The sequence below is a fragment of the Planococcus sp. 1R117A genome (genome assembly GCF_051417975.1).
Taxonomy (GTDB): Bacteria; Bacillota; Bacilli; order Bacillales_A; family Planococcaceae; genus Planococcus; species Planococcus shenhongbingii.
This window is the reverse complement of the sequence record NZ_JBPRLO010000004.1, coordinates 197,709-210,660: the sequence shown is the minus strand read 5'-3', so window position 1 is coordinate 210,660 and position 12,952 is coordinate 197,709. Positions and strand designations below refer to the sequence as shown.

Annotated in this window: 17 protein-coding genes; 4 read left to right on the top strand and 13 right to left on the bottom strand. The window is 43.3% G+C overall.

Going from position 1 to position 12,952, the window contains the following annotated elements; translation table 11 throughout:
• Positions 1-111: 111 nt before the first annotated feature.
• Both ACSFXN_RS13830 and ACSFXN_RS13825 read left to right on the top strand, forming a co-directional pair.
• Positions 112-903, top strand: a complete 792-nt coding sequence (locus tag ACSFXN_RS13830) for an SDR family oxidoreductase (RefSeq protein WP_437150682.1) — start codon at positions 112-114, stop codon at positions 901-903.
• 76 nt (positions 904-979) lie between these two features.
• On the top strand, positions 980-1,420 hold the full coding sequence (locus ACSFXN_RS13825) for a peptidylprolyl isomerase (RefSeq protein WP_300991185.1): 441 nt from the start codon (positions 980-982) through the stop codon (positions 1,418-1,420).
• A gap of 5 nt (positions 1,421-1,425) precedes the next feature.
• Here ACSFXN_RS13825 and ACSFXN_RS13820 read toward each other — a convergent pair whose 3' ends face one another.
• The 10 genes from ACSFXN_RS13820 to ACSFXN_RS13775 all read right to left on the bottom strand — a co-directional run bounded on the left by ACSFXN_RS13820 (position 1,426) and on the right by ACSFXN_RS13775 (position 8,869).
• Positions 1,426-1,608, bottom strand: a complete 183-nt coding sequence (locus tag ACSFXN_RS13820) for a hypothetical protein (RefSeq protein ID WP_437150681.1) — start codon at positions 1,606-1,608, stop codon at positions 1,426-1,428.
• Positions 1,609-1,694: 86 nt separating this feature from the next.
• Entirely contained in the window at positions 1,695-2,507 is an 813-nt protein-coding gene (locus ACSFXN_RS13815) for a transporter substrate-binding domain-containing protein (RefSeq protein ID WP_437150680.1), read from the bottom strand.
• Between the two features lie 206 nt (positions 2,508-2,713).
• Positions 2,714-3,442: an amino acid ABC transporter ATP-binding protein gene (locus ACSFXN_RS13810; RefSeq protein WP_437150679.1), complete on the bottom strand. Its 729-nt coding sequence runs from the start codon at positions 3,440-3,442 to the stop codon at positions 2,714-2,716.
• Positions 3,439-4,083, bottom strand: coding sequence for an amino acid ABC transporter permease (locus ACSFXN_RS13805; RefSeq protein ID WP_300991182.1), 645 nt, complete (start codon positions 4,081-4,083; stop codon positions 3,439-3,441). The genes ACSFXN_RS13810 and ACSFXN_RS13805 overlap by 4 nt, the downstream gene beginning before the upstream one ends.
• Before the next feature lie 189 nt (positions 4,084-4,272).
• On the bottom strand, positions 4,273-5,058 hold the full coding sequence (locus ACSFXN_RS13800; protein ID WP_437150678.1) for a transporter substrate-binding domain-containing protein: 786 nt from the start codon (positions 5,056-5,058) through the stop codon (positions 4,273-4,275).
• Between the two features lie 116 nt (positions 5,059-5,174).
• Positions 5,175-6,260, bottom strand: a complete 1,086-nt coding sequence (locus ACSFXN_RS13795) for an AI-2E family transporter (RefSeq protein ID WP_300991180.1) — start codon at positions 6,258-6,260, stop codon at positions 5,175-5,177.
• A gap of 96 nt (positions 6,261-6,356) precedes the next feature.
• On the bottom strand, positions 6,357-6,638 hold the full coding sequence (locus tag ACSFXN_RS13790) for a hypothetical protein (RefSeq protein ID WP_437150677.1): 282 nt from the start codon (positions 6,636-6,638) through the stop codon (positions 6,357-6,359).
• A gap of 99 nt (positions 6,639-6,737) precedes the next feature.
• Complete coding sequence (locus ACSFXN_RS13785; RefSeq protein ID WP_437150676.1) at positions 6,738-7,250, bottom strand: isoprenylcysteine carboxyl methyltransferase family protein; 513 nt, start codon at positions 7,248-7,250, stop codon at positions 6,738-6,740.
• Complete coding sequence (locus ACSFXN_RS13780) at positions 7,247-8,317, bottom strand: type III polyketide synthase (RefSeq protein WP_437150675.1); 1,071 nt, start codon at positions 8,315-8,317, stop codon at positions 7,247-7,249. The genes ACSFXN_RS13785 and ACSFXN_RS13780 overlap by 4 nt, the downstream gene beginning before the upstream one ends.
• 69 nt (positions 8,318-8,386) lie before the next feature.
• Positions 8,387-8,869 (bottom strand): general stress protein, encoded by a 483-nt coding sequence (locus tag ACSFXN_RS13775; protein ID WP_437150674.1) that lies wholly within the window; start codon positions 8,867-8,869, stop codon positions 8,387-8,389.
• Positions 8,870-8,995: 126 nt separating this feature from the next.
• Here ACSFXN_RS13775 and ACSFXN_RS13770 point away from each other — a divergent pair, with 126 nt between their 5' ends.
• Positions 8,996-9,871, top strand: coding sequence for a glycerophosphodiester phosphodiesterase family protein (locus ACSFXN_RS13770; RefSeq protein ID WP_437150673.1), 876 nt, complete (start codon positions 8,996-8,998; stop codon positions 9,869-9,871).
• A 1-nt stretch (position 9,872) separates the two neighbouring features.
• On the opposite strand, the gene ACSFXN_RS13765 is transcribed toward ACSFXN_RS13770, so the two are convergent.
• A complete protein-coding gene (locus ACSFXN_RS13765; protein ID WP_437150672.1) occupies positions 9,873-10,592 on the bottom strand; it encodes a type 1 glutamine amidotransferase domain-containing protein in 720 nt (239 codons plus the stop codon).
• 170 nt (positions 10,593-10,762) lie between these two features.
• Between ACSFXN_RS13765 and ACSFXN_RS13760 the strand changes: the two genes are divergently transcribed.
• On the top strand, positions 10,763-11,866 hold the full coding sequence (locus ACSFXN_RS13760; protein ID WP_437150671.1) for an S-layer homology domain-containing protein: 1,104 nt from the start codon (positions 10,763-10,765) through the stop codon (positions 11,864-11,866).
• Between the two features lie 47 nt (positions 11,867-11,913).
• On the opposite strand, the gene ACSFXN_RS13755 is transcribed toward ACSFXN_RS13760, so the two are convergent.
• Complete coding sequence (locus ACSFXN_RS13755) at positions 11,914-12,360, bottom strand: YaiI/YqxD family protein (protein WP_437150670.1); 447 nt, start codon at positions 12,358-12,360, stop codon at positions 11,914-11,916.
• Positions 12,357-12,932 (bottom strand): DUF1836 domain-containing protein, encoded by a 576-nt coding sequence (locus ACSFXN_RS13750; protein ID WP_437150669.1) that lies wholly within the window; start codon positions 12,930-12,932, stop codon positions 12,357-12,359. Before ACSFXN_RS13750 ends, ACSFXN_RS13755 begins: the two co-directional genes overlap by 4 nt.
• Positions 12,933-12,952 lie beyond the last annotated feature (20 nt).

Below are 12,952 nucleotides of genomic sequence, written 5' to 3'. Positions count from 1 at the left end.
CTAATGATTGAACTTGCAAAAATAAAAGTTTGAATTTTCTACATTTCCACTGCATTTTTTGCTTTCTTTCAGTACACTAATACTTGAAGAACAATCGAGAGGATGAATGGCATGGATTTAGGAATCAAAGACAAAGTGGTAGTTGTGATGGCTTCAAGCAAAGGGCTAGGCAAGGCAACAGCACGGGAATTTGCCAAAGAAGGAGCAACTGTCCTCATTTCCAGCCGCGATGAAGAAGCACTTCAGACAACAGCCGAAGAAATCAAGCAGCACTCTGGAAACGACAATGTCCATTACCGCGTATGCGATATGTCGAAAGAAGAAGACATCGCTTCCTTATTTCAATTTGCAGGTGAAAAGTTCGGACGCATTGATATCCTGATTAACAATACTGGAGGTCCAAAAGCAGGGGGTTTTGACGGTGTAACCGACAGCGACTGGTATACCGCTTTTGATCGAAACTTGTTGAGTTATATCCGGGCATCGCGCGCTGTTCTTCCTTATATGAAAGAACAGCAATTTGGCCGCATCATCAATATTTCTTCTTCTTCAACAAAAGAAGTGATTGATGGACTGATTTTGTCGAATACATTCCGCGCCGGCATGGTCGGCTTTTCGAAAACCTTGGCTCGCGAAGTCGCGAAAGACAATATTTTAGTGAACACGATTGGCCCTGGCCGCATCTCGACTGACCGCCTTGAAGAACTTGATCAAATTTCAGCGGAGAACCAAAATGTATCTATTGAAGAAATCGTCGCGCGCAGGAAAGGACAGATTCCAATTGGCCGTTACGGGAAACCTGAAGAATTTGCGAAAATTGTGGTTTTTCTCGCTTCTTCTGCTAATTCCTATATGACAGGCCAGTCTCTTGTAATAGACGGCGGATCATTAAAAGCCTTGTAATATGCCATATGATTATACAGCTACATAAAAAATCGATATACTGATGAGTGTACAACTTGAAAAGGAGATGTTTTAAATGGCTAAAAAAGGACACATCCACATGGAAAACGGCGAAATCATCGAATTCGAACTTTTCCCGAACGAAGCACCCAACACAGTAAAAAACTTTGAGGATCTTGCAAACTCCGGATTCTACAACGACGTAACATTCCACCGTGTCATTCCAGGTTTCGTTTCTCAAGGAGGCGACCCTACAGGAACTGGCGCTGGCGGCAGCGGCAAAACAATCAAATGTGAAACTGAAGGCAACCCGCATAAACACCAAGCGGGAAGCTTGTCTATGGCCCATGCCGGAAAAGACACTGGATCAAGCCAGTTCTTTATCGTTCATGCACCACAACCGCATCTTGACGGTGTTCATACAGTTTTCGGCCAAGTCACTTCAGGCCTTGAAACTGCAAAAGCAATGAAAAATGGCGATAAAATGACGAAAGTTCATGTTTTCGACGAAGAATAAGATTTTTAAAACCGGTTTGGACTGTCGTCTAAACCGGTTTTTTGATGACTTTTGAAAATACGGCCAGTTATTTGCGGAATATGACCAGTTACAGCGGAAATACGACCAGTAGTGATGAGAATACGGCCAGTAACGGCAAAAATACGATTCTCCTTTATAAAAGCAAAAATATAAAGCGCAAAAGCCAATTCATAGCTCTCTTCTGATGGCTCGATGATTAAAAGAAGACCGGTCTGGCGTTAACGCCAGACCGGTCTTCGAGGAAACTTACATTTCAGCTCTTAATGTATTTAGTCACAATCTCTTCGTACGTACCGTCATCCCGCAATTGCTGAAGCCCTTCATTGATTTTCTCCAGCAATTCACTATGCTGGCCTTTTAAAACTGCAATGCCGTATTTCTCATCTGTCAAACGTTCTCCGACTGTTTTCAGTTCAAGATTCCGTGTAGTAATTGCGTAAGAAATCACTGGGTAATCCTCTACTAAGGCTACTGCATGACCGTTTGCAACTTCCAGAAACATAGAAGGACTGTCATCGAAATAAGCGACTCTGTAACCATATTTCTCTTGGTTTTCGCCGACAAATTTCGAACCAGTTGTCCCACTCTTAACAGCAATGATTTTTCCATCTAGATCTTCTAGCGAGCTAATGTCCGTATTGTCCTTTGCGGTAACGAGTGTCAATCCCGCATCGAAGTAAGGATCAGAGAAATCCAACACTTCTTTTCGTTCTTCTGTAATGCTCATCCCTGCAATTGCCAGATCCAATTCACCTTCTTCAAGTGCCGGAATGATCCCGATAAAATCCATTGGACGAAATTGAATTTCAAACCCTTGGTTTTCTGCAATCGCTTTAATCAGCTCCACGTCAATCCCTTGGTATTCTCCGCTTTTTTGGAATTCGAAAGGCGGATACGTGGTGTCAATTCCCACCGTATAAATCCCTTCGCCTTCGCCGTTTTCTACGTTTGCTTCTCCTTCGCTGCCACCTTCTCCTTCAGATTCAGATTCTCCACCTTGCTGCACGCACGCTGCTACGATAAGAATCAGTGACAAAAGAATCAGTAAGAAACTGAACTTTTTCATCTTTCCCACCTCTCATCGTATCGCTATCTGTCCTTTTAATTTAACATATTTCTCTTATATTTTGTATTAATTTGTCCGAATTATCTGAAAAGATTATTCATTGATGAAAATAGCAACGCAACAAAAAAACACGTCCAAAAGGACGTGTTTTTGACTATTACTTATTGTTTTCAAGTTGGCATTTCACTCATTCAGCTTCGCTTTGCTTACAGCACTTTACTCAAGAAAGCTTTTGTCCGTTCGTGCTGAGGATTACCAAATAATTCAGCCGGCACATTTTCTTCGACGATAAAGCCGCCGTCGATGAACATGACACGGTCGCCTACTTCACGTGCAAAGCCCATTTCATGCGTCACGATGACCATCGTCATCCCTTCAATCGCAAGCTGCTTCATAACGTCTAGCACGTCTCCAACCATCTCCGGGTCAAGAGCCGAAGTCGGTTCATCAAAAAGCATAATTTTCGGGTCCATTGCAAGCGCACGCGCAATCGCCACACGCTGCTTTTGGCCACCCGACAATTCCCCCGGATACGCTTTCGCTTTCTCACGCAATCCTACTTTATCAAGCAAAGCATATGCTTTTTCAGTAACAGCCTTTTTATCGCTTTTCTTTAATTTCATCGGTGCCAGCGTAATGTTTTCCAATACACTTTTATGCGGGAATAGGTTAAATTGCTGGAACACCATGCCGACGTCTTGGCGGACTTTGTTGATGTCAACTTTTGGATCTGTAATATCAATGTCTTCAATATACACGTGGCCGCCGGTAATGTCTTCAAGGCGATTCATGCAGCGAAGGAAAGTACTTTTCCCGGAACCCGACGGACCGATTACACAAACCACTTCTTTTTCTTTGATTACCGTGCTTATATCTTTTAAAACTTCTATGGGGCCGAATGATTTTTTCAAGTTTTCTACTCTAATCATAGTCATCGCAGTACAAACTTCCTTTCTACAAAGCTCGCTAACAATGAGAGCAAGTAAATGATGATGAAGTAAATGACTCCAAGGGTTAAGTAAATCGTAAACGCTTCAAATGTCTGGCTGGCCTGGATGCGGCCTTCTTGCGTCAAATCAGCGATTCCGATGACCGACAGAAGCGACGTATCTTTCAGCGAGATGATTGCCTGGTTGGTGATAGTCGGCAGCATCCGGCGGAATGCCTGCGGCAAGATGATATAACGCATATTTTGCGTAGCATTCAAACCAAGGGAACGCGCCGCTTCTGTTTGCCCTTTATCAATGGACTGGATGCCTGCCCGGATAATTTCCGAGAAATAAGCTCCAGCATTGATCGCTACAGTGACAATACCCGCTGTTGTATTATCCATCGAGAAAAAGCCAAGTGAGTTCAAACCAAAATAGATGAAGAATAATTGAACGATAAATGGTGTTCCTCGGATTGCATCAACAAAAATCTTTGCAATCCAGTTTAAGATTTTAATCGGCGCTAAACGGAATAGGGCCACAATCAATCCGATAATAAAACCAAGCACGATCGCAATGGCAAAGATATAAAGAGTAACTTGCAATCCATCCATTAGAAAAGGCAGGGCATTCACAACTGTATCCATTTTCACATCTCCTTTACATACAAAGAAACTTCAATCCATAGCGGGCCTCACCACTGTGGATTGCCAGTCCATCCAATTACACTTTTACAGCCATTGGATCTTTCACTTTAACAAATGGAAAATCCAATGGCCGTTAAAATGGAATCATAAAAAAATGCAGCGCGCTGCTGCGCGCTACATATAAGGCGTTTATTCAGCAATATATTTACTTAGAATCTCATCGTATTCCCCGCTGTCACGCAATTCCTGCAAACCTGCATTGATTTTTTCAAGCAAGTCAGCATTTTCGCCTTTCAGCACAGCAATTCCGTACTGATCTCCAGTCAAGCGATCACCAGCTGTTTTCAACTCCAGGCCGCTTTGCGCGATTGCATAAGCAATTACCGGGTAATCTTCCAAAAGTACATCGGCGTTGCCATTTGAAACTTCCTGGAACATAGATGGGCTATCTTCGAATTGTGCTACTGTGTAGCCATATTTCGATTCGTTATCCATTGCGAATTTAGAGCCTGTAGTCCCACTTTTCACTGCAACAGTTTTGCCTTTCAAATCATCCAATGTCGTGATGTCGTTGTTGTCTTTGCTGACTACCAATGACAAACCTGCATCAAAATACGGATCAGAGAAATCCACTACTTTTTTGCGCTCGTCTGTGATACTCATTCCTGCAATTGCTACATCCAATTGGCCAGCTTGCAATGCCGGAATGATTCCACCGAAGTCCATCGGGTTAAATTCAATTTTAAATCCTTGGCTTTCTGCAATTGCATTGATGATATCGATGTCAATTCCTGTGTACTCCCCATTTTCTTCAAACTCAAACGGCGGATACGTTGTATCAATACCGACTTTGTAAGTTTTGCTTTCACTTTCCCCACCAGATCCACTTGTATCATCAGCAGATTCATTCGATCCACATGCTGCAAGAACCAGCATTAATGACACAAGAAGAAACAATAAACTGAACTTTTTCATTTTGGTGCCCCCTTTATTCTTTTCATAAAATACTACTACATAATATATCATAAACTTCAAAGATTCAGAACCTTCCTAAGAAAATAAACTCATAGTTTTTTGATTCGTGATTCTTTTTACCCTTCTTTTGCAATTTCCCTCTTTTTTCGCAAGCGGATAAATAGGCGGAAGTTATGTATCAGGGTTTTAAGGACTGCATAAAGCGGAATGGCGATTAAAATGCCGACAAACCCATAAAGAGCGGCCGCAATCAGCAATAATAAGATGATGGTTAAAGGATGAATATTTAAACGGTTCCCCATGATATTAGGAGTTACTAAGTTCCCTTCCAACTGCTGCACGACTAGTAAAACCACTAATACTTTTACAGCCAAAAAAGGTTCTCCACTCATCAAGGCAACGAAAATAGCCGGAATGACGCCAATGATCGGCCCTAAAAATGGAACGATGATGAGGAACATAGCAAAAACAGCGAGCAAGAGCGCATAATCAAGGCCAATGATCAAATAACCGATAAACATGAATACCCCTACGACCACCGCTACAGTAGCTTGGCCAAGTATATAATTTGAGAGAGTTTGATCTACATCTTTCAACAGTTTCCTGCCTTCCGGTTTGTGTTCTTCTGAAAGATATCTCATCAAATGAGGAATCAGTTTTTCATCGTCTTTTAACAGGAAAAACAAAATAAACGGCACAACAATCAAAACAACGGCTATATTCATCAAGGTTGTCAGAATCGTCATGACGTTCTCCATTAAATTGCTCGATACATTCTCTATGTACGTTACTATCCGATTTTTTATTTCATTTCCAGACAGGCCGGCAAATTCAAAATCCGACATCGCGTCTCCTGATTCTTCTGTTACTTCTTCTACGGTTTGAGGTGCCAGTTCTGCAAGACTCGCCACCTGGTCTTTTATTGTAGGGCCAAAATAATAAACCACTGCAGAAAGAGCAATAAAAACAATTGAAAACACAACTGTGATTCCAGCCACCTTTGGCATATAGCGCATTAATAAATGAAGCAATGGGCGAATTAAATAATATAAAAGTCCAGCAATCAATATAGGAGCAAAAACCGTAGCGATGATGACTTTGAATGGCCATAGTGCATAATCGATTTTGCCTAGAAAAAAGAGAATAATAACAATCAGCAAAACGGCTGTCGCATATTCAAAAAAAGGTTTTTTAATCCACATAATTTCACTTCTTTCTTTAATGGTTGCACATTTAAAAAACAACAGTAAAAAGAGCGGAAGCAAAATCGTACCAGCTTCCGCTCTTTTGTCAGATCATTATTTATCTTCTTCCAGTTCTTTCATTTCTCTATGCGTTTGTGGGAAAGCATTGGCTTGCCATTCATCGCGATAAGCCGAATCCAGTTGTGTAAGCCCTTTTTCAGCGGGGTCTACATCAGCTTCCACACTTTCACGCTGATCAACTTTTAGGCTATGTCTCATGTCTACGTCGGCAGCCACTGATACGGTATTTTTTTCTTGATAAGCACGGTACACGAAGATTCCCGCTGCTGCAGCAAGTGCGCTTCCTATTACTGTGTTCATTGTTGATTTTTTCATCAAAATCCCTCCAAATAGAAACATGATAGATACGTATACTCTTCTGTATACCCTATAACTTACTTTTTAACTACAAAGTCAAAAAAAAATTGCTTTTATTTATTCTTCCAATTCCTGTAAAGCTTTTTCTTCAGCAGGAATTCGGACAAAAAGCAGCAGAAAAGCATTCGCAATTGAAAAGACGACAGCTGTACGCCAGGCTCCGAATATGAGTGGAAGGGCTGCAATCTCCAACGAAACAACAATATAATTGGGGTGAGGGAGCCATCGGTATGGCCCCTTTTTCACTTTTTCCGCTCCAGGCAGCACGATGATTTTGGTATTCCAGAAACGGCCCAATGATGCCAATGCCCATATCCGGAGAATTTGGGCGATGATCAAGATTACTAGAAATGCAGCCCAAGCTTTTCCAAGCCCTTTTTGTATAAATAGCACTTCAGCTATAAGCGAAACAAAGAACAAGACATGGAGCAGCACAATCCACTTGTAATGGTCCGCACCGGCTTCTATCGCACCCTGACTTTTCATCGTCCGCTCATTGGATTTGGCATACATCACTTCAAGCAACCGCTGCACGATAACAAATCCGACTAATAGGTAGAAAAATGTCATGAGCCGGCTTCTCCCCATTCCAGCCAAAGCATTTCGGAACTGAACCCGGGACCAAGCGCTGTCAAAAGCCCTTCTTCCCCGCTCTTCGGCTTTTTCTCCATAAAATCTTTCAACACAAACAACACAGTCGGCGAGGACATATTTCCGTACTGTGCCAGGACGTTTCTAGAGATATCCGTTTTTTCTTTGGCAATGCCGAGCGATTTTTCATAGGCTGCCAGCACTTTTTTGCCGCCTGGATGAGCCACAAAATGCATGATGTCAGCAGACGTTTTCCCGATTTTATCCAAAAACAGATCGACATTTGGCTTTAACCAATTTTCAATGATTTTTGGGATATCCCGGGAAAATACCACATGCAGCCCTTCATCTTTGACGTCCCAGCCCATGACGTCTTCAGAATCCCGCATTAACGTCGATTGGGTTTCTCTAATAAAGAAACCAGATCCTGCTGTCCGATCATTTTTCCCTGTCACCAAAGCACAAGCTGCACCGTCAGCGAATAAGGAAGTAGCGATTAAATTGCTTTTGGATGTGTTGGAACGCTGGAACGTCAAGCTGCACAGCTCCAAGCACAGCACAAGCACTTTGGCATCTGGATAAGCCGTGCAATAATCATGGGCCCGGCTTATGCCGGAAGCTCCTCCTGCACATCCCAAGCCCCATAACGGAAGGCGTTTAATATGGGGCGGCAAGTGCAATTCGTTCATGATACGGGCATCGATGGTAGGAGTGGACATGCCGGAACTGGAGACGAAAATAAAAGCGTCGATTTCCCCTTTATCCACCTCTGCTTCTTCAAGGCAGCGCTTTACTGCATTGCTGCCCATTCGCACGGCTTCTTCGATATACAGCAGATTTTTCTCTTCAAGTCCGCGTTCCCGTTCAAACCATTCGAGTGGAGCCGCAAAATAGCGCCCTTCAATTTGCCCATTGCCAAATACTCGCAGCAACCTTTCAATATCGTCATAATGCCCTCCGAATAAATTCCTGACGACGCCAACAATTTCTTTTTGATCTACATGGTATGGAGCGTTTTCTGTCACCACTTTCCGAATAAACGACATATTCTTTCCTCCTTTTTAAGTTTCTGTCAAAAAAACCACCCTTTGCAGAGGATGGCTTACTTTCGTATACTATAAAACACTTCTATTCGCTCGACCCAATGTATCTTTGTCCCTGTCATTGTCGTCATCCAGCAGCACTAAGATTTTGCCTTTGTTAAAATGGGTTTCATATTCTTTCGCTTCTTCTTCAGGGACCCCCATGCCGATCAAAGCGCCCGTGAGCCCTCCGATCCCAGCACCAGCAGCAGCTCCAGTTAGCCCTGCTGCAATTGGCCCAGCCGCTATGATCGGACCAATCCCCGGAATTGCCAGCGCACCGATTCCTGCCAGCACTCCTCCTAAGCCGCCAAGTGCACCGCCCGTTAAAATACCGGTTGCTGCGCCTTCTCCGGCGTGAGTTCCTGTTTCTTCAATGACTGTTTCGGTTTCTCCTTTGCTTTTGCTAAGCACTGAAATATCTTCAGGCCGGTAACCTTGCAACTTCAATTCTTCTATTGCATTGATTGCTTCTTTCTCATTGTCGTAATATCCTATCACCGATCTTTCAGCCATTTCAAAACTCCTCCTAAAAAGTAGTAATTAATTGAAAATACCCTGTTGTTATTTGGATTAAACGTTGCGATTAAGGGGTATTGGAAAAGATTGTATTATTAGATTCGTCTATTGGAGGGATGGCTAATGAGTGAAAGAGGGAAAACATCGGCCTTAACCTTTGACAATTACCCGGAATTTTTAGCGGCATTGCAGCAAAAACAGCATCCTTTTTTCGCTGTAGCTCACCGCGGCCTCTGGGGAACTGTTCCTGAAAATTCGTTGAGCGCTTTTCAACAATGTCTGGACCAACGGATTTATTTGATTGAACTGGACCTCCAACAAACAAAAGATGGCCATTTAATAGTGATGCATGATTCTACCGTCGACCGGATGACTAGTGGCAAAGGAAAGATTGCAGAGCTGACTATGTCTCAAATCCGTTCACTGACCTTAAAAGAAAAGAATGGTGGAAGACAGGCCAAGCTTACAGATGAATTAGTTCCCACTCTTCGGGAAGTGCTTTCCCTTGTCAAAGGAAAAGCCATGATCAACGCAGATAAAGCATGGCTTTTTCGCGAGAAGCTATACGGCTTGCTGGAAGAATTGGATGCTTTTGACCACGTTTTATGGAAAAGCGATGAACCAGTTGAAAAAGTCCGGAATTTTTTCCATTCCAAAAAGCAGCCTTTGTATTATATGCATAAAGTTCAGGACAGCAGCTTGAATCAGCTCGATGAATTGCTCAGTTGTGTTTCTCCAATCGCCATTGAAATCCTTTTTTACAGCGATTCGGATAAAGTCGTTTCCAAGCCAATCATGCAACAAATGCGAAGCCAGGCAAATGTTTGGAGCAATTCCCTGGATAATGCTGAAAATGCAGGTCATTGTGATTCTGTCTCCCGCACCGATCCTGATAAAGGATGGGGATGGCTGGCAGATAAGGGTTTTAACATTATCCAGACAGATTTCCCCCTGGAAGCTCAACAATATATGCAGCAGCGAAAAAAAGATGGAAGCTGAATTACGCTTCCATCTTGTAATGATATTCTTTTTCTTCCTGCTGCCGGCATTGTTCGATCACTTTCAACGCTACTCCTCTTGCTGATGCTGGATTTTGGCCTGTAATCAGGCGCCCTGACAGAATGACGCAAGAAGTAAACGGCAGTGCCGCTTGTTTAAAGAGCGTTCCCCGTTCCCTCAAGCTATCTTCCAGTGAATACGGAATATCCTTATAGAGCCCTATGATCTTTTCTTCCTGATTCGAGAAACCGGTCACCACATGCCCTGACAATAGATAACGTCCATCAGACAGCTGGACATTCAGCAAGCCGCATGGCCCATGGCAGACCGCGGAGACAATGCCCCCTTTTTCGTAAACCGTTTTTGTCAGTTCCTGCAATTGTTTATTGTCCAGGAAATCCCACATGGTTCCATGCCCGCCAGCAAAGTATATGGCAGCGTAATCCGTGCCATCCACTTGGTCCGGTGTAAGCGGACGCTTAATTTGATCCATCAGCTCATCATTCATGTAGTACGCCCTTGTCTTTTTGTTGGTCAGCACTTCCAGCAAACTTCTCGGATCCAGAGGCACCCGCTGTGGGGAAGTACTGATAATGTCTACCTCAAATAAATCTCTTACTTCATGGTAAAAGTCCGTTAATTCTCTGAGCCAAAGTCCCGTTTTCTTTCCTCTTCTGCCTAGAGCGGAATGATTGGTGACGACAATCAGAATTTTATCCATAAGGTTCTCCTTCCTTGGATCAATCTCTTTACCTTTGGTATTCCCCCACCTTCTAAAAATATTCATCTAAGGCATCTCAAATTCATATTATTATTGCCAGAAAAAACAGTCTTTTTATTTATCTGTTCTCAATTTTGTGGTAAAATCGACTTAACTAGGGAGGGATAAAAATGAAATCGATTTTGTCTCTAGCAGCAGCGTTCATCCTTATATTCAGTGCTTTTTCTGCTCCCGTAAAAGCTGTTGTGACATTTGATGACCTTTTCGCCAATGACCCTTTTGCCCCTGAAATCATTTACTTGCATCAGGAAGGGATTGTGTCCGGTTATCCGGATGGCACTTTCCGGCCCAATAAACCAGTTTCCCGTGCTGATGCCATGGTCATGATCGGACGCGCCCTTGAACTTGACGGCACTAAGCGTGCCACGCCTTACAAAGATGTACCTGCTAGCCATCCCGCTTCAGGCTATATCGCTTCAGCGGCAGCGGAAGGAATCCTGCTGGGTTACAAAGACCGGACGTTCCGCCCAGGACAGTTCATAACCCGAGGTGACACTGCTGTCATTCTGGATCGGGCCTTTGATTTTCCTGAAGCGCCAGGCGCAAAATACAAAGATGTGAAGCCAGGCTCCTATTCTTTTGATGCCGTATCCCGCGCTTCCTATCAAGGTGTGATCCGAGGTTACCGGGACAATACGTTCCGGCTGCATCCGCGAGTGACCCGCGCCGAATTCGCGGCATTCCTGGCACGGGCCGTTGAACCGTCTTTCATTCCTGACAAACACGCCTTGCTTGAAACCGCCAATGACATTTTAGTGGATTTGAAAGAGAAGGACTTTGCAGCGGTTTCCAAGTATGTCAGCAATCAAAAAGGCTTGACGTTCTGTCCTTATAGCGGTGGTTGCCTTAATGACGGAGGAGTAACCTTCACTAAAGCCCAAGTGCAAGGATTCATGGAAAGCAAAAAAGTCTATGAATGGGGCCATCAGGATGGCAGCGGCTTCCCAATCAAATTGACGCCAGCCGGCTATTATGACGAGTACTTGATGAATGCCTCTTATGAAGAAAAAGAACGATTCGGACGCACCCAACAGCCAATGACACGTGATCAAATCAGAGAACGTTTCCCAACTGGCCAGATTGTGGAATTTTATTATCCAGGAACCGAGCAGTATGACCATATGGATTGGCAGAACCTCAACATGGTTTTTGAGAAAGGCAGCAATGGCAAATGGATTTTAGTGGCTTTGGTTAACAACCGATGGACAATTTAATAATTGGTACAAAAATGGACCCGGCTTGAAATTGCCGGGTCCATTTTTCATTGAGTTATCAATTTATCCAATAACATGAGCAAGCTCTCTTCAAATTTTTCATTGTCTTCTTGTCTGCGTTTTTTGGGGCCTTTCATGCGCCCTCCGCTTTGGCGGACTTTTTTAGAAATGTGGCGGCTATAAAGCAGTTGATCAATATTTGTTTCAGAATAGATACGGCCATTTTGATCAATCGGAAAGCCCCGTTTAGCAAGCACCATAGCGGCGAGCCCGTAATCCTGAGTTACTACGACATCTCCTTTATCGACACGGTTCACCAGCACGAAATCTACAGCATCCATCCCTTTTGAAACAATAATGGTCTCCGCTCCCGGACGCTGCATATTATGGGTCGTGTCACAAAGCAGCAACACTGGAAGATGAAACTGTTTGGCAATTGAAATTGTCAAATCCACCACTGGACAGCCGTCTGCATCTATCAGCACTTTCGTCATTCGACTTTCCCCCGCTCTTTCATTTCATCCACCAATTTTTCTGCAGCCCTTCGGTAAAGATTGCTGGTATGCACCAATGAAGCAATCAGCAGCACTTGCTCAATTTCCTGTGCCTCTTCTGCTCCCTGCACTTCTTGTCCCACCCGCTTGCTCTGTTCCTTCAGTCCTTCAGTAAAAATAGTAATATTTCCTTGCTGGAGCTTCAAATAGCTTTCATAGAAACTTTCTAAATTTAAATCTTGCTGCAAGGCTTTTTTATTGAGGCCATCCAGCACCTGTTTCACATCGTTGATGGATAAAGCGCTTTTCATCTGATAAATCAGACTAATCAACATAATATGATTACGTGTATACTTTTTATTTTGGACAGGATAAAAGAGCTTGCCTTTTGCATAATTATTAATCATGGTTTTCGTTAAAATCTTCTCATCTTCGTTTCTCTTCGCATCAGCAAAGCTGGTTTCAAACAGTTGAATGATTTGGTCGATATACAAGTCGATTTTCGGTATATCTTCCAGCAAAACTCCACTTTGGAGGCCTAAATTTTTAATAAGCTGTTCTGAGTCTTCCATGGCTTTCACCTTCAATGCCT